Here is a 21,340-nt window from a genome sequence, read left to right as displayed (position 1 = left end):
ATCATAACGCGTCCCGTCATCGCGATGATGCGGACTCGAGAAAACTCGTATCGATGTACGGCGCGGGATCGGTCAACTCTTTCTGGGGCTCCGCGTACTTCGAACGCAACGCGAGCACCATCTTCGTTCCCTCGACGTTGATGGCCCCATCACGCAAGAGGCCATTGGCATCCACGAAGAATGCGCGGTGGACCTTGGCCGCCACGTCCGCCGGCATATCGGGCATGTTGCGACCGAAGATGGCAATGGCCTCCGCCTCGTGCCGAGGATCGTAAAGCCAATTCACGGCATTTCGATAAGCGGTAATGTACGAAATCATCGCGCGCCGGTTCGCGCGGGCCCACGATTGGCGAACACCGGCCACGAGCCCCTGGTACGACCCGAGAATCTCCACCGCGGTATCGAGGCGATGGTATCCCGCCGCCTCGGCCTGAATGTCGTACGGAGGCGTGAGGCACGTGGCCGACTGCTCGCCCCTCATCAGGGCCTGGTACCGACTGGCCGTGCCGCCCGCACTCGCGATGGTGTAATCACTCTTGTACTTCAACCCAGCACGGTCGAGCATTTCGTAAAGAACGAACGCAAATCCCGTTGCCGGGGCATCGACGGACACGGTCTTGCCGCGCAAATCCTCGTACGTGCGCACGGCGGGTGCCGATATGACGCGAAGAAAGCCATGATCGATGCCCATCACGGCCACCAGATCCGGCCCGAGCACCGGCACCGGTGCCTGGCCCTCGCGGTATGCCACGATGTTGTCGATGGCCGTTAGTGCAATATCGATGCGTCCCTCGATGAGCCCCGTCATCTGTTCGACGGAATTGGGGGTCGGGCTCACATCGACCCGAACTCGCTCACGCGAAAAGAATCCTTTCTCGTTCGCCACCCAGAGCGGCCAATTGGAAGCCCCGGGAAAGACGCTTACGTTCAGCTGCTGCGTTTTGGCCAAGTCCTCGCCTTCACTGCGCGACTCCGAGCTCGCTCCGGAGGAAGACTCTCCGCACGCCGTCAGAAGAACCAACATGCCACCGAATGCCAATGTTTTGGGTCCATTCATGACGACGAATGATGATGTCCTGACGAAATACCGAACAGGCGCGGTCTTCTGGAACGACTGTCCATGGCCTTGGACAATTGGCGTGTTTTCGCACGACACGTCGTCGTTTCAAGAATGGATGTCATTGGGACATTTACACCTGATCGTCAATTGCACGAGTGGCGTAGAGACGTATCGTTGGGGGTTCGCGTGTCGGCATCGACACGACTTAACCCAACGAGGTGACCTATGAATGCTGGATGGCTCGCGGCTTCCGCCGCGGCGTTGCTCGTGCTCTCTTGTGGAGCACACTCGGACTCGGACGGGGCGCCGCAAAGCAGCACGCAAGGGCTTACGGAGGAGGACGACCTTTTTGGCAAACATTGCAGCGATCGCACGCAGTTTGGCGGCGATGCAACGCATCAGAATCGCACCTGCGTCGTGGGGCAGGACCTGAAAAAGACGATCTCCTCGGCGATCTACGACCCATTCGTGGAGCAGGAGGTGGCCGAGCACCCCAACGCTGCCCTGGCGATTCACTACGCCATGCCGCTCACACGGCGCAATCAGGTTTTCATGTCGCGCAAAAGCGGACGGTTCGTTCCGTGCGATCCGCCCGGATCCGGCCAACCTGCACCGTGCGGCCAGCAGAATACCGAGTTCATTCATTGGAACATGGTGGCCTACGACAACGACGATGGACACCTTTCCGAGCGCTGGACGTTCACCAGCGATTGGAAGCCTTTTTCGGTGCTGGGCGGCAGGGCCTTCGAACAGGTGTTCCAATCGGCCCTGGGGCGGCGCGTGCTCTTCGTGCCAGGCGCCGGCGGCACGGTGCATGTCGTCGAACCGAAGCACGGTCGCGCCATCGCGCGACTCAATCCATTCGGCACCGTGGTCGACCCTGCGTACCATGTCGCTAGTCCGCTGACGGTCGATGACGACGGCAATCTGTATTACAACGTACTCAAAGCCGATCCCGATAGACGCCTAACGCAAGCGCTCCTGGTGCGGATTGGCGCGAATGGCAGATACCGCGTCGTGGATTATACCGCGCTCACGCCGGGTGCACCGGCGCCCACGGACATGTGCCGGGGCAGCTACGTGCGCCCGAGGGATCCCCTGCCCTGGCCGGTGATGGACGCGAATGGCGCGGTGGTGCCGCCAGCGCCCGTCCCCTGCCTCGGGCAGGCGCCGCCCATCGATATGGCACCGGCACTCAGCGCCGACGGCAAGACGCTCTACACCGGAAGCCGCGCCGTCGGAGACCGGAATTATGCGTATTTCATCGCGGTTCGCACGTCGGACCTCTCGCTCCGATGGAGCCGCTCGCTGCGGGGTCTGGTGCACGACGGCTGCGGGGTCATCAATGCGTACGAGAGCGATCCGACGGAGCCGAGTCCTTGCCGCAACGGTGCGCCTTTTGGCGTCGACCGCACGACGGGCGACGATCCGGCAGGCGCGTTCGTCGATGGCGATACGTCGTCGCCGGTGGTGCTGCCCGATGGGAAGCTGCTACTGGGCACGATCAGCAATTACAATTACAGCCGCGGGCATTTGTTCACCTTCACGTCCGACGGCGAGTACCTCGCGAACTTCGATTTTGGCTGGGACGTCACGCCCGCCGTCTGGCGCCATGATGGGACGTATTCGATCATCAGCAAGGACAATCACTATTTCGACGATTATCTCACCACCGGCACGTACGGCCCATTCCTGCTCCCACAACTCGATGCGAACTTGAAACTCGAATGGAATACGAAAAACACCGAGACGAAGATGTGCAAGCGGGACGCCTCGGGCAACGTGGTTTGCGTCGAGGATCCGGAGCATGCGGGCGGCTTCGAGTGGTGCGTCAATGCACCGGCCGTCGATGTGCGCGGCACCGTCTTCGTCACCAGCGAAGATGGGCATACGTACCAAATCGAACAGGGAGGGCGCATCGTGAATCGGCAATTCCTCGATCAGGCCCTCGGGTCGGCGTACACGCCGGCCATCCTCGACCGGTACGGCCATACCATCGCTCTGAACGCCGGCATCATGACCGTGCTCGGGTCGGATTGACCCGTGCGCGGAGCGCCTCTTCGTACACCTCGATGAAGGCATCTCGTTCGCGTTGGGGCGAAAAGCGAGTAAGCGCCGCGTCGCGGGCATGACGGGAGAAACTCGATCGGTCGCCGCGGAGCATCGACACGATGCCCGCATGAAGGGAGGGGACGGAGGCAGGCTCCACGAGGATGCCTTCGCGGCCATCGACGAGCATTTCAGGAACGGCACCGACGCGGGTGGCGACGATGGGCGCACCGGCAAGCATCGCTTCGAGCAACACGTTCGGGCATCCTTCGTGGAGCGATGGCAAAACGAAGACGTCCATGCCGCGAAGGAACCGGAGCGCGTCATGGCGGGGGACGAATCCGGTCAGGGTGACCCGGCGACCGAGACCGCACTCGTCCATCGCACGATGCATCGATTCTTTTTCCTCGTCGATGATGTCGCCGACGAGCCACAAATGGGCTTCCGGGAAGTCCTTCAGGAGGAGACGGAATGCACGCAGCAGCACGGTGAGCCCTTTTTTGCTGCGAAATTTGGCCATGGCGCCGATGACGGGGCTCCCCATTTCAGGCCGCGTCGAACCCTCGTGGTACGCCGTGGGGTCGACGCTGTTGAGGATGCAGCGACCTTTGTTCCCGCAGCGTGAAAGGATGTCGGCTCGATGCAGGGCTTCACGGCTCACCGCCGTGACTTGGGTCGCGTGTTCGAGCGCCCACCTCAAGTGGGTGAGCCGCGAGCCGTGGAAAATGTCGCGATGGATATCGTTGCCGCGCAAGCTGACCACGGACGCAAGCCCCCGTTCCATGGCCACGTATGCGGCGGAAAAGCCCGCGGTGCTTGCGTAAAAGCCGTGAACGAGATCGTAGGCGCGCCGGCGGCATAGCTCGACGAGCGCGAGGTGCATGGCAAAACCGCGTTCACTTGGGTCGGGCGACGTGCAGAAGGGCGCAAGTTCGAAGTGCGCGACACCGTCCTTCGTGGTGCTCGGGGTTTCATCGAACCAGCCGTCACGGGAGGCCCCGTCGAGATCGGGCCGCAGGGTGATCATGTCCACGTGGAATGGGCCATGCTCCGAGAGAGAGTGCGCCAGGCGCTGGACGGATGTCTGAACGCCACCCACGCTATGAACGTCGCCCTTGGAGAGCAATGCGACTCGGATATTTCCCATGCGGAACGTGTGTCTCACGTTCCGAGCGGCCGTACACGGATTTCGGGTGCTACGCTTCCGTACGATGTTCGAGCGACTTACCCCCATCCGCGTTTTCGCATGCGCAACGCTCCTCGCCTGCGGCTGTTCGCGTACGCCCGTGCCGCCGCCGCCGCCGCCGCAAGCAACGACGACGACCTCCGCCTCCGAGCCCGCGCGTGAGGCGCGCACCGGTGTCGAATCCCTTTATGGCAAACCCGCCCCGGAGTGGCAGCCCGAGTTATGGGTCAACTCGCCGCCCCTTCGCCTCGCGGACCTTCGCGGCAAGGTGGTTCTCGTGCGATGGTGGACGGCCGGTTGCCCCTATTGCTCGGCGACGGCGCCTGCGTTGCGGCAATTCGATCGCGAATACGGCTCGAAGGGCCTCGTCGTCGTGGGCATGTACCACCACAAAGAGGACAGCCCTTTCGAGCCAAGCGTCTACCGCGACACGTCGAAGCGCTATGGTTTCACCTTCCCTCTCGCCTTCGACAAAGATTGGCGCACGCTGAAAAGTTGGATGAACGGGGTCGACACCGGCTGGACCAGCGTCACCTTCGTGCTCGACAAGAAAGGCATCGTGCGCCACGTCCACCCCGGCGGCCAATACCTCGAGGGCGACGCGGCCCACGCCAAACTCAAGGCCACCATCGCCCAACTCTTGGCAGAGAGTTAACCGCGATTATCGATAGCCCGTGACGTTGGCGGGTTTTCCGGGGTCTTGCACCTCGACCATGTATCGCCATGCGTCGGGCTGGCTGCCGTCGAGATCCGTGAAGCCATAGATTTTCGCGAGCTGTCCGCTGGACAGGGATTGCCCATTCCAGCGCGACACCTCGGGGTCGGCGGCGAGGGCTGCCACCGCGCGGCCGACGTACGACGGGGTCTCCGAAATGGCGAAGTGCGGTTGGCGCTTGGTCGCCTCGAGCCAGTTCGCCTCCGTCACGCCATAGACTTCGAGCATCATTTCCGATCGCAGCCAGCCCGGCGTGAGCGAAACCGCGGTCGCCCCGTGTGGCTTCAATTCGTGCGCGAGCGCGAAGGCCATGCGATTCACCGCCGCCTTGGCCAGATCGTAGAAGAACGACACGCGGTAATTCTTGGCATTGTACTCGTCCGTGCCATCGGTCATCTCGACCACCAGGCCGCCCGGCTTCTCGATGAGCAGCGGCAAAGCGAAGTGGCTCGTGATGGCGTGCGTATCCATCGCCAAGCGCAGAAGGTGCAGCCCTCCCTCGAGATCGCACTCCCAGACAGGCTTGTTCCACTCCATCTTGGTGAGGCCCCAAATGTCATTCACCAACACGTGCAGCGCTCCCTGCTCGGCGCGGATGCGATCCACCAGTGCGCGCACTTGTTCGTGCACGAGATGGTCCACCTGCACGGCGATGCCGCGCCCCCCGGCCTCCGTCACGAGGGCGGCTGTCTCCTCGATCGTTTCCGGCCGGTTCATTTCCGAACGTTGCGAGCCGCTGGATCGCCCCGTGACATAGACCGTCGCCCCGGCGGCGCCGAGCTGAACGGCGATGCCGCGTCCCGCGCCGCGCGTCCCGCCGGTGACCAAAGCCACTTTCCCCGCAAGTGATTGTGCCATCGCGCCAGGCTATCACGAGAAGTCCTCCCTTCGAGGTAGCGAGCACTTCCGTAACGATGGCGCCGGTTCCTGGCGCAAACTCCACGGCCCCCTTCGCATTACGCAACGCGAAACGATGTTGCGACGGAGCAACGATCCACTCGACGCGAACTTCGATATTGGCGACTTGCGAATACCTCCGTCCCATTGGACGCACGTCCGAGGAACGTGGAAGACGATCCAAACTACGCACCGGTTGGTTACGCGTATACCTTCCCTAGTAGCTGGGAGTGTCCCGTCGATTCGCCATCGAATTCGAATTTCGAAACAGGGCTGAAACGGCATGTGGGTGCCGCATGGCATTACCGCCGTTCGGTCGTACCGATAACGGGACGCGTGCGCCTACATTAAATCGTCAAGCAATGTAAATCGTGTTGATCGTTTCATAGTTGTGCAATAGTCACAGGGTCGCCTTCGAGGACGAAGGCTCGACCTGCGGTGTGAGCACTGCGTGCGGACCGTGAAAAATCGGCCGCGGCGCGAACTGCGGAGTCATGTCGGTCGAAAGACGTTTCGCACAGGGACCAGCGGAAAATCCGCTGGGAAAGGGCGTACTATGACTCTCGGTAAAGCGAACTACGCGAAGACTCTCATTGGTTTCGTGGCGATGCTGGCCATGGGTACGGGATGCGCTGCGTCGGATTCCGATGCATCGGAGTCCACGGCATCGACGAACCAAGAAATCATCTCAAATCTCGTTAAGGCAGGATTTCCTGCGGACGACATCATGGAGGTCGATGGAGTCGTCTACGTCGGCCGGGACGCCGCAGTCAGCCTCGAAGCTTCGCGGGAAATGCTGCAGACGGATGGCTCGAACTCCAAAGAGCAATACCGCACGACCAACCTCGTCAGCAGCAGTGTGTCGGTGATTTGCGTCAATGGGTCGGCGTACACCGGCACGTTCAGCACCGCGCTCGACCGGGCGATTTCCAACTACAACAATTTGGGCCTTTCCTTCTCGTTGCGCCGGACCACCGGCAGCACCAGCGGCTGCAGCGCCACCATCACGGCGAACCTCACCTCCGGTTCGGCGGGCGGTAGCTCCGGATTCCCGTCGGGCGGTCGCCCCTACAATGCGATCAACGTGGCCTCGTCCACGTCGCAATACGGCACCAGCGTGGTCACACACGTCATCACCCACGAGATTGGCCACACCATCGGATTCCGCCACTCCGATTATTACAATCGCAGCATCAGCTGCGGCTCGGGCGGCAACGAAGGCGCCTCGGACGTGGGCGCGATCCTGATCTCCGGAACGCCCAGTACGGCGACGGTGGGCGGTTCGCTCATGAACTCCTGCTTCCGCAGCAGCGAGACCGGCAATTTCACGAGCACCGACGTCACCGCCCTGCAAAACCTGTATTGATCAGCGCTCCGGCGGGGGCCCTTGCTCGTCCGGAAGGGCCTCCGGTGGGGGTCGCGGAAAAAAGTATGGCCGCGCTGCCTGATCGCGCGGGCGTCGGACCACTGCACCCGACGTGAAAACCCTGCATCGATTTGCCAGCATCATCGCGGGCTGCCTTGCCCTCGTGGCCTGTTCCAGCAGCTCCAGCGACTCGGACGACCGTCCGCCCCCAACGGGTCTCACCTGTTCGAACCCGAACCAATGCTATTCCGGCCTGGACGCCGCCGCATTGCGCGGCAATGTCGTTTGCCTCACGGAACTCAAGGATGGCTATTGCACGCACACCTGCTCCGAGGACGCGGATTGCTGCGCGATTGCAGGCGAATGCGCGAATGGCATCAAGGAAGTCTGCTCCCCGGTCCAGTCGGCAGAGCAAAAGTACTGCGTGTTGAGCTGCGAATCGGCCAACCTGCCCGCGGGCGCGGACGCCAACGCCTTCTGCCGCGAACGGGCCAACCCGAACTTTACGTGCCACTCGACGGGCGGCGGGTCGCAGAACAGGAAATTCTGCGGCCCTTGACCCGGCAAAAAAGAACTACAGGCGCCGCGCGGAGTGAATGACCACTTGCTGAAGCGGCGCGTCTTTGGCGAAGGGACCGCCCGAGCCGGTGCGCTCGGCGACGATGGCGTCGATGGTTTCCATGCCTGACACCACCGTGCCAAATACGGTGTAGCCCCAGCCCTCCGGCGACTTGCTCCGATGATCGAGAAAGTCGTTGTCGGCGACGTTGACGAAAAATTGCGACGTCGCGGAGTGCGGATCGCTCGTGCGGGCCATCGCCACGGTGCCGCGGCGATTCTTCAGACCGTTGTCTGCCTCGTTTTGCACGGGGGAATTCGTCGACCGTTTGGAGTATGCGCCATCGAAGCCACCGCCTTGCGCCATGAAGTTTGGAATGACGCGATGGAAGATGGTCCCGTCGTACTGCTGCGCGTCCACGTAGGCGAGAAAGTTCGCCACGCTTTTCGGGGCGCGCTGCTCGTCGAGGGCGATTTCGAAGCTTCCCTTGTTGGTTTCGATCCGGACGTTCGGCATGGGCCCAAGGTAGCTCTTATTTGCACCCGGGTGCGTTGCGATCGACGAAGTCGGGGCACTGGGTGCGATGAAAGGTTCCCTGAAGGGAACCGCCACCCTTGAACTTGACGTCGAACGAGCCTGCAACCTCCGAGGAATCGAGCTTGGTGATGGTCACGGTCCCGCCACCGTCGGTCGGCTGCGAAAAGGCGATCCCGCAGGTGGCATCGTTGACGGTGAATTGGCCCGAGGCATGCGCCGTCGACGGTGGCGCAGAAGGGTCGACCGCATAGGTGCCAGGCGCCGGCTCCCCGGCGAAGTGCACCTCCAACACGAGGCTCGTCTCGTTCTTGTGTTGCAAAAAGCCTCCGGCGCCCTCGTAGTCCAAGCACAGCGCACCGGCGCTGGACAGCACGAGGAAAAGGCGCGGGCCGGGAAAGATCTTCGCCACGGTGTCGAGCAGTTCGAGGGAACGGCCCTCCACCTGCCCCGAGATGGTGTTGGCACCTTGGAGCGGCTCGGTGCTGCTGGCGCATGCTAACGTCAACCCCATTGCTATGAGAACCGGGGTCATCGCACCTGCCTTCATGGGCGCACTATACCTCGTCGCGTGCCAGCACCCACCGGCATCGGCGCCGTCGGCGGGCGTGCAGCCGTCGAAGACGCGCTACCACACCGAGCACCATGGTGACCATCCCACGTGGCACGCCACGCTGTACGTTTCCGTGGACGCCGATACGGCAGCGGGCAAGTCCGTCTGGCGCCGCCATTACCGTTTCGAAGAGATCAATATCAAGCGCGGCGGCAAATTCGAGGGCACCACCCTGGTCGATCGCGCGACCCTGGCCACCTTGGAAACGGACGATTTCCATGTCCGGGCGCGCGCCCATTTCATGTTCGAACCGCAACGCATCGTGGGCACGCAAGACGATGGCAAAGGCAACGTCACGGCGGTCAACATTCCCATTTCCGGATTCGTGGAAACGGGGCCTTGGAATGGACTCGATCTGTGGGTGCTCGCCCAGCCGCTCCAAGCCGGCTACCGCGCGCGCGTCGATTTGATCGACGACTTCACGCCGGGCAAGGCGCCGCGCCCCTTCGTCGTTTCGGTCGAGCGCATCGAGCCCGTGCGTGTGCCCGCAGGAGAATTCACCGCGTACCGCGTGTTGTTCGATCCGCAGGACGGGGACCAATCCCTGCGCACCGTTTACCATGTTCGTACGGGCGGGCCGCCGCTCATCGTGCGGCGCGAGTTCATCGTCAACCCCGAGACGACGGCCACCCGAAAGCGCAGCATCGGCATCGAGGAACTGGAGGCCGTGGAGCCTTAGCGTTCGACGGTATCGCCTTGTTTGACGGTGAGGCCCGGTTCGGACTGCATGGTCACCTCGTGGGAATCGATGACGCGCACGATGGTCCCCTGGCCAATGGGCGTCATACGGCAATTGGGTGAAATCGGGCCGCGGGTGGCGGTTCCGCATTTGTCTCGGAAGACGCGAACCGTGTCGCCCTCGCGGGCCTCGGCCGGCGTGTAGAACCGAACGCGGGACTCGCGCTCGTCGATGGGATTCATCACCAGACCGCGACGGTTCGAGGCCGTGGGGCAGCCCACGACCCCTATCGCGAGCACCAAGGCAACCAATCGAATGGGATGGTTCATGGCGGCGTACCTCCCCTTCGATGTACGTGCCATGACTTCTACGGCTGCGCCAGCGGGCTCGAGGTCAAGGGAACCGTTGACCCTTCCACGTCGTGAGCTCGTTGTGGGCCGCGGTGAGCTGATCGGCAGTCACCGCCGGACCACTCGCAGCATTGACCAACAGCGCGAAGTGAACCGTCCCCGGACTGCCGGCGGCAATGAGCAAACGGCGTGCGGTGCTCGAGCCAAGCTCCGTCGTGACGGACACATTGCCCGAGGCCGGAAGGCTGCTCGATCGGGCAATATCGCTGACCACGGCGGTGGTTGCAGGAGCGAACGACTGCGGAAGGTGCAGCTCCGTGGGTGCGCCGGATGCCGTTTCGCGCCACACCAAAATGCCAAACTGCCGCCCCGACACCAACGACGCGACATTGGGCATCGAGGAGGGCACGGTCAGCCACGCTTGCTGGTTGCCGCTGCCACCGAACCCGGAGCGCGCGAGATCCTCGTACCCGAAGGCGAGAATGTCGCCCGCCACCGCGGAGGGATAGAGGCGGTCGAGCACGCGCGCGTCGAACCGCAGGGTGACCTTGCCCGCCGCATCCAGCTTGACGGCGGAGAAGTCCTCGTCGTTCCACCCGTCGGCCTCGGTCTGCACCTTGTCGGGGTTGCCGTTCATCAATTCATGATGACGGCCATTGTAAATGTCCCAATGCCATTGGGTGGACGACAGCACAGTGCCACCGGAGGCCGCATCGGTCCACCAACGTGAGCCAGCCACCCCCGTGTCCATGGCCTGGTACATGGCCCGCACCATCCACGGCGTGCGATCGCTGCTGTTGCCGGACATCCGGTTGCCAAACTCGGATACGAAGGGCGCCGTGGCCACGGACGTTGCGCGCGTGCGGATCCGATTCATCGCCCCGTCGTACACGCCATCCGACGCCGGCGATGGATCGATGACCATGCGCGGGCCGTCGTAGTAATGGCTATTGAATACGAACTTCGTCCCGAACGTGCCGACGGAGGAGAGGCCACCCTCCTCGCCAAACGACGTGTTCCAGAAAACGAGCGGCTCGACGAACGCCGGCTTCGCGCCCCACCCCGAATTATCCATGGCCGTGCGGAAGCGCAGGTAAAAGGGCCAGAGGTAATTCTTTTCCCATTCCAAACCACTTTTGCCATCCAACCCGCCGTCGAACGGCTCGTTGAACGGGTTGAAGCCCAAGACGCTCTGGAATTCCTCCGCCGAGAGCTTTTGCTTCATGTACACCATGGCCGCAGACGCTTGCTGAAGGAACGCGTCCTGCACCCCCACGGTGCCCGCCGAGGTACTCAGCTGCCGGTTGCGCCAAAAATCGTAAGCGGCCTGCCGCACGGCGCCGTTCGATTGCATGTTCTGGCCCCAGAGAATGCAGGCCCCACAATTCTCGACGGGGTAGTTCCCCGCCTGGATCACCCACTTTGGGGCGCCATCGCCCGTGTACCAGCTGCCCGGATTGAACAGGTGCGCAGAATAGAGATCTTGGTGGTAGTCGACCAGAATGTAGATTCCTCGTTGGATGAATTCACGCATCTGCGCGATCGCCTGGTCGAGATAGGCGTATCCGATGTTCCCCGCGCTGGGTTGTACCCCCTCCCAACTGATGAGAAAGCGAATGGCATTCGCCCCCGTTTGGTCGCGCATCGCCTGTGCGGAGAGCGCGGCGTCGGCCGTATTGCGGAATGGCAAAAGACTGTTCTCGTAAAGCTTCGTGCTGCCGGACACGTTGAAGCCGCGCAAAACGACTTCGCGGCCGGAAGCATCGCGGAATACCCAACTCTGTTGCTTTTGCGATACCGCGACCGGCGACCGCGCGGCGGCCAGCGACTGCGTGGTGGAGAAAGAGGCTGCGTCGTCGGAAGACTGACAGCTCGAGAGCACGAGGGCACCGCAGGCTCCCAGAGCGAGAGCCGAATAGCGTGTATTCATGTCTCTTGTTTATCTGTCTTCGGATACGGATACGAGATGCGAAATTGCCTATAACCGCATCAGCCCCGCGGCGGTCGGCCCGAATCCGCATCGCTCGTAAAAAGATTGTAGATGGGCTTCGTAATCGACATGCAACCATGCTGCGCCGAGACGTCGTGCTTCGTCCGCCGCATACCGCACGATGCGTACGCCGAGTCCACGTCGTCGCTCGTCGGGATGTATGGTGGTATCGAGGATGAACGCGTGCAGGCCACCGTCTCCAACCACGTTCACGAAGCCCACCAGATGGCCACCTCGATGGGCGGTCACCCACGTGAGGCTTCGCGCCAAAATGGGACGGAAGGACCGCGGTTGATGATTGGACCACGACACCGTGAACAAGGCATGGAGCTCCTCGTCGGTCGGGGGTACCCCGGCGGCGAGCACGACCACGTCATCTCCGTCTTCCATGGCCGTGCATCCTGCGAATTTTTTTGATTCGAGCCAAAGATTTCTCCTTGACCGGCCTGGGTAGGCGACACATAAAGGTGTGGTAACGCTATGACGTCCCTCAGGTCCCTTTGCGTAGTAAACTCCTCGCCACGTCGCGACCGCGACATGTGGCAGGGGTATTCGCTTTTGGGGAACAAGAAGTGCATCAGCCTCATTAAGCCGGAGAACATCCCTAGTTAGGCGGAGTCCAGAGTCGTAGCGACACTCTCGGAAGGCCGCCTAGGGAAACCAAGGCGGCCTTCGACGTTTGTGGCCATACGACCTTCGAACCATATCCAACTCTCTTAATTCAACGAACTAGCTTTACATAACTTCATCGAGCCCTTTGGAAGCTCGATGCACATCGTCGTGTTGTTTCTTCACATTGCGGAGTGGAGCAGGAGTAGCTCGCTTGGCACAAAGCCAAGAGGGGCGCGTGCGAGTCGCGCCTTCGCAACCGGACGAGTGCAGCGTGTGCGCGCTGCACTCGTCCATGGGGGTCCAATATCGAACCTCGTATTTCCTGGGTATAGCTCAATCTAGTAGAGCACTCGGTTTGGGACCGAGAGGTTGCAGGTGCGATTCCCGCTACCCAGACCATGTATTGGTTGGTTCCATGAATTCCAAACGGTTGCCGAATGGGTCGTAGATGTACACGCGGTCGAAGCCCTCGAGCGGCTCGTCGGTGGTGACGCGGTAGCCGGCGCCTTTGCATCGCGCGACCAACTCGCCCAAGCCTTCGACGATGAAGGCGACGTGCGCTTTGGTCGCCGGGCGAAAGTCTTTCTCGACGCCGACGTGCACCTTGAGGGTGCCCCGCTCGAACCATGCACCGCCGCGCTTGGCGAGGTGTGCGGGCTTGGCCTGCTCGGGAATACCCAGCGTGCCCTGGTAGAAGGCACGCGCCTCGTCTTCCCTGCCCGCGGGCATCGCAAGCTGCACGTGATCAATGAACGAAATGCGCATGCTGCTTCATGTCGTAACGCGTCCTCTGGCGACCCGCCATGGATCACGATTGCCTCCGTGTGACGAATTTGTTCGCGCCACGTGCACAACGGACAGCAACGCTCGACCTTTCCCGCGGCGCCAATCGTGCCTACGCTGCAGCGTGCAATGGCAGACGACTCAGCCAAGCCCGTCACGACGGAGGTATTCCCATGGGCATATTGAATCGCTTGTTCGGTGAACAACCGGCGAATCCCCCCGCACCGGCGGTGTCGAGCGACGAAGAGGCCCTCCGACGTTACCGCTATTTGCTGCGCACGGCCCCACCCGAGGCCATTGAACAAGCCCATGCAGAGGCTTTCGCGCAGCTCACCCCCGAGCAACGCGCCCGCGCTTTGCGCGAGCTCGGGCAAGCCGTTCCTGAATACGAAAAAACGGCAGCGTCGGGGCAGGCCGATCCGCAGAGCATGGCGCGCATGGCCACGCGGGCCGAACTCCGGCAACCTGGCATCCTCGAGCGCACCTTTGGCGGCGGCGTTGGTGGCGGCCCATCCTTGGGTGGCGTGATCGGGGGAAGCCTGCTTGGAAGCATCGCCGGCAGCTTCATCGGCACCGCCATCGCGCACGAGCTGCTCGGCGGCTACGATCACCACTCTACGCTGCTGGATGACGTAACCGCACGCGACTACCAGGGCTACGAGTCAGCCGCAGATGACGGCGATACCGTCGACGATGCTCGCTACGACGAAGATGTCGATCCGGGCGACGACTTCGGCGGCGACGATTTCGATGGCGGTGGTTTCGACGTATGATCCTTGGAAACCCAAGGAGGTCGCCATGGCTTACGTCGATGGTTACGTGTTGGCCGTTCCCAAGAGCAACGTCGAGAAGTACCGCGAAGTCGCCAGCATCGCCGGCCGGGTTTGGCGCGAACACGGTGCGCTGGAATACCGCGAGTGTGTAGCCGAGGACGTGAAGCCAGGCGAGCTCACGTCCTTCCCGCAGAGCGTGCTCCTCAAGCCCGACGAGACGGTCATCTTCGCATGGATCGTGTTCGAGTCCCGCGCAAAACGCGACGAGATCAACGCGAAGGTGATGAACGATCCGCGCCTCAAGGACCTGATGTCCGAGGAGAATCCCATCTGCGACATGAAGCGGATGATCTTCGGGGGCTTCGAGACGCTGGTCGCGGTGTAGGAACGCGAGAGCACTCAGCGCGGAAAATTGGCCGACTTCATGGCCAATACCGTGACACTGCCGAGGGTGCAACGGAACGTTCCGGTGGCCGAAGCGAACTGCAGGGAGCGTAGCCATCGCTCGGCCTCCGCGACCGTCACGTGGGACGCGGAAGCGCGCGCGAGGAGCGTCTCGAGTGAGAACAAGGCGCGCGCAATCGCGAAGTCACGAAGTTCCAACTCGAAGTAGTGCCTTTCGAGCACGTGCAATCCAATCGCGGAGAGGCGGCACCGAAGGTCCGACCCGAATGCCGGCGTAGGAGCGACATTCCGCGCTGCATCGAGCACGGCAGGCGTCACCTTCGGATCGCCGCCCGCGATGGTCAATGTGCGCCAATCGGGTTCGATCAGGACGAAGCGACCTCCCGCGACCGTGACCCGCATGGCTTCTCGGAGGGCAATGCCGAGATCCGAAAAAGAATGCAGCATGCGGTCGAGCCGGGAGTGGGTAAAGCTCCCGTCGGCGAACGGGAGCTCGTGAATGTCGGCGCGCTGGAACGTGACTGGAATGCGCAGCGATTCGGCGCTCGATCGTGCGATGGCGATCCTGATTGCATCGGGATCGACTCCAACGACCCTCCCTTTGGTGCCGACGCGCGGCGCAAGAGCGATCGCGTCGGCACCCGTTCCGCAGCCGATGTCCAGTACGCGATCACCGCGGCTGACGTGAAGCAGGAGATGGCTAAGTCGTTTCCACTGCTGAATCTCGGAAAAAGCTAGAGTGAGATTGCGAAACATCACCGCAATGATTTGAACGCCGCACGGAGCTCCGCGCTGAAAAGCTCGGGCTGCTCCCACGCTGCGAAGTGGCCGCCCTTGTCGGCTTTGCTGAAATACGTGAGGGTTGGATAGGCCCGCCGCGTCCAAGTCTCGGGCGCGCGGTAGATCTCGTTCGGGAACACCGTCACCGCCACGGGGATGGTAATCGCCTTCGTATTGTTCGCCTCCGAGCTCAGGATGGGAGCCTTGTTCTCCCAGTAGAGCCGCGCGGAAGATACGGCGGTATTCGTCAGCCAATAAAGTGTGAGATCGTCCGCTACCTGCTCCTTGGTAAGCAAACGTTGCGGCTCGCCATCGTTGAATTCATACACCCAACCGGCCAGGCCAGCGGGGGAGTCGGTCAGACCAAAGCCTACGCTTTGAGGATGCGTTTCCATCATGACGGCGTAACCGCGTTGCTTTTTGACGAAGCTGCTGACGGACTCGAATGCCGACTTCTCGTCATCCGACAATCCGGGCGGCGCCGGGTCGCCATTGTTGATGGCCTTCGCAATGTCCGGCGGCACGCTCGCAGGAAAGTTCAAATGTATCCCGAGCAGCCCCGGGGCCTTCTGAAGCGCCATGGCACCCGTGATCGGTGCGCCCCAATCGCCGCCCTGGGCGACGTACCGGGTGATCCCGAGTCGCGTCATCAGCTCCGCCCAAACCCTCCCGATGTGCACGGGATCCCAACCCGTTTCGGTGGGCTTGCTCGAGAAGCCGTAGCCGGGAATCGATGGTATGATCACGTCGAACGCATCCTCGGCTCGTCCACCATGGGCGACGGGATCGGTAAGCGAATCGATGGCCCCTAGAAACTCGATGATCGAGCCCGGCCAGCCGTGGGTGAGCAGCACCGGCAGTGCGTTCGGATAGCGAGAGCGGACGTGGATGAAGTGAATGTCCAGGCCTTCGATCCGCGTCTTGAATTGTGGCAGGCTATTCAATTTTCTCTCGAATGTGCGCCAGTCGTAGTCCGTGCCCCAATAACGCACGAGCTCCTGAAGGTTGTTTAGTTGCGTCCCCTGCGAGCGGTCCGCAACCGTCTCCCGATCCGGCCAACGCGTCGCCAGCACGCGGCGGCGAAGGTCGACCAAGTCTTCCTTTGGAAAATGGACGCGGAACGGGCGAATGGCAGCATTGCTCGCCAAGGCATCGCTGACCACGGCAGGGGCGCCGGTCTCGGTATCCGTATTGGCACCCCCGTCGTTTCCGCATGCGGCGCCACCGACGAAGACGGCGAAGAGGGCGATCAGCGCAGCAAACCGCGCAGGGGAACGGAGCGCCGTTTCGCCCCGGTCGGCTGAAAAATGAGGTCGAGGACTATATTTTCCATATTCAAACATGGTTAACTCCCTTCCGACACGAGCACTCGTCGCGTGCGCAAAAAAGCTACGCATTGTCGACTTCAAATAGAGATTTCGCCAACTTTACGTTCTCGAGGCGTCCACCACTTCAACGTACGCACTCGGCATCGCGCGCGTTCGGGCGTAAATTTCGCAAATGACGCCCAATCTCGAATACAACGATTGCCCCAATCGTGCGGCGGCCAAGCAACGAATTCTCCTTGTGACAACAAGCAAAAATTCGCGTCGGCTGCACACGACACCGACGATTCAACATGCGAGCCTATCGGCCAGCCGGCCGCCTTACCGAATGCTGGGGCCAAAACGCGCACGAAGCGACATGGCCGCAAGAAGATGGAACGGCCCGCATCGAAGTAGCCCGCAAACTCCCATGAAACCACCCACCTCCTCGGCTTCGACGAGCCGTTGGTGTCTCAAGAACTGGTCTTCATCATGCAGCAAGTTTCTGTGCAGCATGAGCTTTGGGTCAGCCGCCGCGGTCGGCCTGTTAATTGGACATTAATCGTCTCTTAACAAGAGTACGGTGTCTGGCGACACGACTCGTACTGACCACCTTCCGGCTGAGGCCCCTTTGTTCAGGTGATTTCCGTCGCAGGAAGGCGAAAGCGAATGCATTCGCTGCAAGACTCACGAGCGCCAGCGCACAAAGCATGACGAATGAAGGCGAATTCACCTTCACGCCCTCTCCCAGTCATATATTCATACTTTCCTACCTCATAAAAATAGTCGAGGCGTGTAAGAACGGCTTCGGAGCCCATCATGGCTCCGTGAAACGCCAAGTTCGTTTGCGAGACACGCCCTGAGATGCGTGGCCCACAACGAACATTCGCGGCTCGCAGGGGACGTCCAAGCGTTCGGACTGAAGCAGCTAACTTTAGGACAACAGCTCTGCGAACGGAACGAAGAGAACGTCAAAGAACTCCCTAATCAGATTGATTGCAATCTCAGTTCATTCGCATTCAAACAACCGACCATAAAACAAGTCGCGTCGCGTTCAGATTCTGGGGCGGCGACGCCTGGTGGCAAAACTGCCCGACGAAGGCCCACTCAAGAGCGCGCGCAGGCAACGGTAGACGCCATCCTCCAGGCGGCCGTTCAGATTCTATCCAGGGATTCGGTCTTGACCGACGAGCCGCAGTTGTTGCGAACGGAGCACTTTGCCGAGGAGCTCGCGGAACTGGTCACGGCCTATCTTCGTCCCTCGTCGGCGTGAGTGCGAGCCGCGCACCCTGCGTTTGCCAATCTAACGCACGCGCAAGAACTGGTACGCCCAGCCCACGGACTCGAAGAGGCGTTTCACGGTGCCGTCGGCGAAGAGCTCGTAGGCGACGGTGGAGGAGTAGTCTTTGCGCGGCAGCAAAAGGAACGTGCGCCCGTTCACCTTTGCGGCGCGGTAGCCGCCCGCAAACACGTCGATGCCCTCGAGCGGCTTCGCCGTGCGCGTGACCATGTCGTACGTCCAGAAGCGCCAATAGTTGTCCTCGATGGCCTTGCGCGGAAGGGTGCCGGCCGGAACGGCCTCGTGATGGAAGACGGCAAAGAAGGCTTTGCCTTGGCCAATGTAATGGAAGGCGGCGCCCTGACGGCCGTCGGTCAATTCGGGAAAGCGAACGCGGAACTCGGGATCGATGGTCGTCTGCCCGGCCTTCACCCGCACCGTGCACGTCTGGGGCGCGCTGGCGTCGAACGCCGGCTGCGCCACGGCGAAAACCCAATTGCTGAAGTAAAGATTGCCATCGTCGTCCTTGCTGGCGAAGTCCAGCCCGGGGCACGGCGCGTCGATCAAGCTGCGGAGCTGGTCGGCCGCCGTGTCGTAAAGGGCAATTTGCGACGTTTGTGAGAAACGAAAATAGTCGTTGTCGGACCAATAATAGGGCCAATAGAGCTCGGTCCCCTGCGGCACGAGGGCGCGATCGTAGGCGGCGCGCACCAAGAGGCCGTCACGGTCGCGCACCAGATTGTTGCCTGCGACATTTTGCCCGCGGATGGTCATGGTGCTCGGATCCCAAACGACGCGCTCGACGGAGTTGAAGGTCATATAGCCCTTCGAATTGCCGAATCCATTCCCCCACAATCCGGCGGTCGAACCGTAATTGGCAAAGTTGACCGAGCCCTCGTCCTTCCAGGTCAATGCCTCGGTGATGCCGAAGCGCATGACCAACGGCGCGTCGCCGCTGGAGACGAAGAGCTTTCCGTTGACCGCATCGATGCCGCTCGCACCGGGAAATTCGCGGGCCCCGGAGAATTTCACCTCCGTGATGTCCGGCGTGTCGAACAGGTTCACGTACGAGGCATTGCTGTCCGTGGTGGAAACCAAGCTCAGAAGCGCATACAGCGGCTTTACGCCATCGGGCTCCGTCGACGGCGCCGGATCGTCCGTCCCATTGCAGGAGAGGGTGGCGAGAAACGACAGGGCCGCGAGCGCCGGCGCAGGACGAAAGAGACGGATCATGCGCTGATGATATTGAAAGTGACTATCAGTTGCCATACAGATCGCGCGCTGTGAAGCAGATCCTGTTTGCACTTACATGTAGTCTCCCCGTTCTTGGATCGGCGCGCGCGCTGGCTGCGGGCGAAGCGGATCCCCCTGCCGAGGTCAAAGTGAAGGGGGCCACGACCGCCGCGCAAAAATTGCAGCAGTCGGCGGAGGCGGTGACCGTCGTCGACACGCGGCGTGCGCAACAGCAAAGTGCCGATTTGGGCGAGGTGCTGGCGCGCACCCAAGGCATTGCCGTTCAGCGCTTGGGCGGGCTGGGTGCGAACACGCGTGTGTCGCTCAACGGCTGCCACGAGGAGGAAGTGCGCTTTTTCTTGGATGGAGTGCCCTTCGAGTACGCCGGATTTCCGCTGGACGTGAGCAACGTGCCGGTCAACTTCGTTCAGCGCGCCGAGATTTATCGCGGAGTCCTCCCGATTCGATTCGGCGCCGATGCGTTATGCGGAGGCGTAAACGTCATCACCACCGAGCGTCGCGACAACCGGCTGCGGGGTTCCTACCAGGTCGGGTCCTTTGGAACCAATCGCATCACCCTCGATGGTCGCTACCGCGATATCGAGTCCGGTTTCGTCGCCGGCGCGTCGCTCTTTTTGGATCACGCGAAGAACAATTATCCCGTGGACGCCGAGGTGGCCGACGCGCTCGGCCGCAGCAGTACGGCCACGGTGAAGCGCTTTCACGATCGCTACATGGCCTACGGCGGCTTCGCCGAAGTGGGCGTGGTCGATCGCCCGTGGGCGCGTCTGCTGATCCTCAAGGCGTTCGCATCGACCTACGACAAGGATCTGCAGAACAACATCGCGATGACCGTGCCCTACGGCGAGGTCACCTACGGAGAAACCATTTACGGCGCCACCTTGCGCTACGAGCAGCCCTTCGCACGAAATTTCGAATTGAAGGCGACCGCCAGTTTTTCCCGGCGCATCATCGATTTCGTGGACGACTCGGAATGGGTATACGATTGGTTCGGACGCCGAACCAGGGAGCGCTTTCCGCGCGGTGAAATCGAGCAGATTCCGCACGACCAGACGTTCTGGCAAAACAATGCGTATGGCAATGCCGTGCTCTCCTGGGCCATTCACCCCTCCCACGTCGTTCGGTTGAGCGTTACGCCCCAAGCCACTTTTCGCACGGGCGAGGAGCGCATTCTGCCCAATCCCGGTGCGCCCGATCCGCAGGGCGGGAAACGGGACCTTTTCAAATTGGTCACCGGCATGGAGTACGAGAGCCATTGGTTTGGCGACCGCCTGGAGAACGTGGTCCTGGCCAAGGATTACGTGATGCGGATGGAAGGCGAGGTCGCCGGGACGACGAGCTTCAACTCGGTTTCACGAAGCTCGCACACGTTGGGGGCAGGCGATTCGCTCCGTTATCGATTCACGCCGTGGCTGTATGCCAAGACATCGTACGAATATGCCACACGGCTCCCGAGTGCTTTCGAGATGTTCGGCAATGGTGTATTGATTCGACCTAATTTGGATTTGCAACCGGAAACGAGCCACAACTTCAACCTGGGCCCGCGTGTGGAGCTGAAACGGACGCCAGTGGGTTCGTTCGTCGTGGACGTGAATTTCTTCTTCAGAAGCGGCGACAATCTCATTACGCCGCTGCCCTCGGACAAGTTCATTACGTATCAGAACGTCTATCGGACGCGGAACTACGGGATCGAGAATGCGGTTTCGTGGGATCTGCCGGGCCGCTGGCTGCGCCTCGACGGGAGCTTCACGTTTCAGAATCTGCGAAACGTGTCCACGGAGGGTCCCTTTCGCGCCTTCGACGGCGATCGCATTGCCAACCGGCCGTGGATGTACGGGAGCTGGGGCGCCGAGCTGCGGTTCCGCAACATCGTGACCCCTACTGACCGCATCGAACCTTTTTACACGGGCCGGTACGTGCACGACTTCTACCGCACCTGGGGAAGCCAGGGCCTCACCGTCTACAAGGACGTGATCCCATCGCAGATCACCCACAACGTTGGCATCTCGTACATTCTCGCGGGCCCGGCCACGGTCACCACCACCTTCGAAGTGCAGAACGTCACCGACGAACGAGTCTTCGACGTCTTCGGGTTGCAGCGACCGGGCCGTGCCTACTATCTAAAGATGACCGGCGATATCTAGCGCCGGCG

19 protein-coding genes, 1 tRNA gene and 1 pseudogene are annotated in these 21,340 nt (G+C 61.6%); 9 read left to right on the top strand and 12 right to left on the bottom strand.

Going from position 1 to position 21,340, the window contains the following annotated elements:
- Positions 1–16: 16 nt before the first annotated feature.
- The gene (locus LZC95_02085; protein ID WXA95630.1) at positions 17–1,057 is read right to left on the bottom strand and encodes an ABC transporter substrate-binding protein; all 1,041 of its coding nucleotides are present in this window, start codon (positions 1,055–1,057) and stop codon (positions 17–19) included.
- Positions 1,058–1,285: 228 nt separating this feature from the next.
- Between LZC95_02085 and LZC95_02080 the strand changes: the two genes are divergently transcribed.
- Positions 1,286–3,100, top strand: a complete 1,815-nt coding sequence (locus LZC95_02080) for a hypothetical protein (GenBank protein WXA95629.1) — start codon at positions 1,286–1,288, stop codon at positions 3,098–3,100.
- On the opposite strand, the gene LZC95_02075 is transcribed toward LZC95_02080, so the two are convergent.
- Entirely contained in the window at positions 3,075–4,256 is a 1,182-nt protein-coding gene (locus LZC95_02075; GenBank protein ID WXA95628.1) for a glycosyltransferase, read from the bottom strand. The genes LZC95_02080 and LZC95_02075 overlap by 26 nt on opposite strands.
- A 64-nt stretch (positions 4,257–4,320) precedes the next feature.
- Between LZC95_02075 and LZC95_02070 the strand changes: the two genes are divergently transcribed.
- On the top strand, positions 4,321–4,950 hold the full coding sequence (locus tag LZC95_02070; GenBank protein WXA95627.1) for a redoxin family protein: 630 nt from the start codon (positions 4,321–4,323) through the stop codon (positions 4,948–4,950).
- Positions 4,951–4,956: 6 nt separating this feature from the next.
- Here LZC95_02070 and LZC95_02065 read toward each other — a convergent pair whose 3' ends face one another.
- Positions 4,957–5,868, bottom strand: a complete 912-nt coding sequence (locus LZC95_02065) for an SDR family oxidoreductase (GenBank protein WXA95626.1) — start codon at positions 5,866–5,868, stop codon at positions 4,957–4,959.
- Positions 5,869–6,586: 718 nt separating this feature from the next.
- Here LZC95_02065 and LZC95_02060 point away from each other — a divergent pair.
- Together LZC95_02060 and LZC95_02055 are read left to right on the top strand one after the other, a co-directional pair.
- Positions 6,587–7,273, top strand: a pseudogene (locus LZC95_02060) (zinc-dependent metalloprotease).
- 112 nt (positions 7,274–7,385) lie between these two features.
- Positions 7,386–7,832, top strand: coding sequence for a hypothetical protein (locus LZC95_02055; GenBank protein WXA95625.1), 447 nt, complete (start codon positions 7,386–7,388; stop codon positions 7,830–7,832).
- Between the two features lie 15 nt (positions 7,833–7,847).
- On the opposite strand, the gene LZC95_02050 is transcribed toward LZC95_02055, so the two are convergent.
- On the bottom strand, positions 7,848–8,348 hold the full coding sequence (locus LZC95_02050; protein WXA95624.1) for a peptidylprolyl isomerase: 501 nt from the start codon (positions 8,346–8,348) through the stop codon (positions 7,848–7,850).
- 16 nt (positions 8,349–8,364) lie between these two features.
- On the bottom strand, positions 8,365–8,916 hold the full coding sequence (locus LZC95_02045) for a hypothetical protein (protein WXA95623.1): 552 nt from the start codon (positions 8,914–8,916) through the stop codon (positions 8,365–8,367).
- Between LZC95_02045 and LZC95_02040 the strand changes: the two genes are divergently transcribed.
- Positions 8,915–9,658 (top strand): hypothetical protein, encoded by a 744-nt coding sequence (locus LZC95_02040; GenBank protein ID WXA95622.1) that lies wholly within the window; start codon positions 8,915–8,917, stop codon positions 9,656–9,658. The two genes, LZC95_02045 and LZC95_02040, sit on opposite strands and share 2 nt — an antisense overlap.
- Here LZC95_02040 and LZC95_02035 read toward each other — a convergent pair.
- The 3 genes from LZC95_02035 to LZC95_02025 all read right to left on the bottom strand — a co-directional run bounded on the left by LZC95_02035 (position 9,655) and on the right by LZC95_02025 (position 12,388).
- Positions 9,655–9,987, bottom strand: coding sequence for a hypothetical protein (locus tag LZC95_02035; protein ID WXA95621.1), 333 nt, complete (start codon positions 9,985–9,987; stop codon positions 9,655–9,657). The two genes, LZC95_02040 and LZC95_02035, sit on opposite strands and share 4 nt — an antisense overlap.
- Positions 9,988–10,051: 64 nt before the next feature.
- Complete coding sequence (locus tag LZC95_02030; GenBank protein WXA95620.1) at positions 10,052–11,938, bottom strand: glycoside hydrolase family 5 protein; 1,887 nt, start codon at positions 11,936–11,938, stop codon at positions 10,052–10,054.
- Positions 11,939–11,986: 48 nt separating this feature from the next.
- Positions 11,987–12,388: a GNAT family N-acetyltransferase gene (locus LZC95_02025; protein ID WXA95619.1), complete on the bottom strand. Its 402-nt coding sequence runs from the start codon at positions 12,386–12,388 to the stop codon at positions 11,987–11,989.
- A gap of 544 nt (positions 12,389–12,932) precedes the next feature.
- Between LZC95_02025 and LZC95_02020 the strand changes: the two genes are divergently transcribed.
- Positions 12,933–13,009, top strand: a tRNA-Pro gene (locus LZC95_02020).
- Here the strand turns inward: LZC95_02020 and LZC95_02015 are convergent.
- Entirely contained in the window at positions 12,998–13,375 is a 378-nt protein-coding gene (locus LZC95_02015; GenBank protein WXA95618.1) for a VOC family protein, read from the bottom strand. The genes LZC95_02020 and LZC95_02015 overlap by 12 nt on opposite strands.
- A 191-nt stretch (positions 13,376–13,566) precedes the next feature.
- On the opposite strand from LZC95_02015, the gene LZC95_02010 reads away from it, so the two are divergent.
- Both LZC95_02010 and LZC95_02005 read left to right on the top strand, forming a co-directional pair.
- Positions 13,567–14,166 (top strand): hypothetical protein, encoded by a 600-nt coding sequence (locus tag LZC95_02010; protein WXA95617.1) that lies wholly within the window; start codon positions 13,567–13,569, stop codon positions 14,164–14,166.
- Positions 14,167–14,191: 25 nt separating this feature from the next.
- A complete protein-coding gene (locus LZC95_02005; GenBank protein WXA95616.1) occupies positions 14,192–14,551 on the top strand; it encodes a DUF1428 domain-containing protein in 360 nt (119 codons plus the stop codon).
- Positions 14,552–14,565: 14 nt separating this feature from the next.
- On the opposite strand, the gene LZC95_02000 is transcribed toward LZC95_02005, so the two are convergent.
- The 3 genes from LZC95_02000 to LZC95_01990 form a co-directional block, all read right to left on the bottom strand.
- A complete protein-coding gene (locus LZC95_02000; protein ID WXA95615.1) occupies positions 14,566–15,327 on the bottom strand; it encodes a methyltransferase domain-containing protein in 762 nt (253 codons plus the stop codon).
- Positions 15,327–16,694 (bottom strand): epoxide hydrolase 1, encoded by a 1,368-nt coding sequence (locus LZC95_01995; GenBank protein ID WXA95614.1) that lies wholly within the window; start codon positions 16,692–16,694, stop codon positions 15,327–15,329. The genes LZC95_02000 and LZC95_01995 overlap by 1 nt, the downstream gene beginning before the upstream one ends.
- A gap of 1,264 nt (positions 16,695–17,958) precedes the next feature.
- Entirely contained in the window at positions 17,959–19,167 is a 1,209-nt protein-coding gene (locus LZC95_01990; GenBank protein WXA95613.1) for an MxcI, read from the bottom strand.
- Between the two features lie 50 nt (positions 19,168–19,217).
- Between LZC95_01990 and LZC95_01985 the strand changes: the two genes are divergently transcribed.
- Complete coding sequence (locus tag LZC95_01985; GenBank protein ID WXA95612.1) at positions 19,218–21,332, top strand: TonB-dependent receptor; 2,115 nt, start codon at positions 19,218–19,220, stop codon at positions 21,330–21,332.
- Positions 21,333–21,340: the final 8 nt, after the last annotated feature.

The organism is Sorangiineae bacterium MSr12523, assembly GCA_037157775.1.
GTDB classification, from domain to species: Bacteria; Myxococcota_A; Polyangia; order Polyangiales; family Polyangiaceae; genus Pendulispora; species Pendulispora brunnea.
The sequence above is the reverse complement of the archived record's forward strand: the minus strand, read 5'-3'. Positions and strand labels throughout refer to the sequence as shown.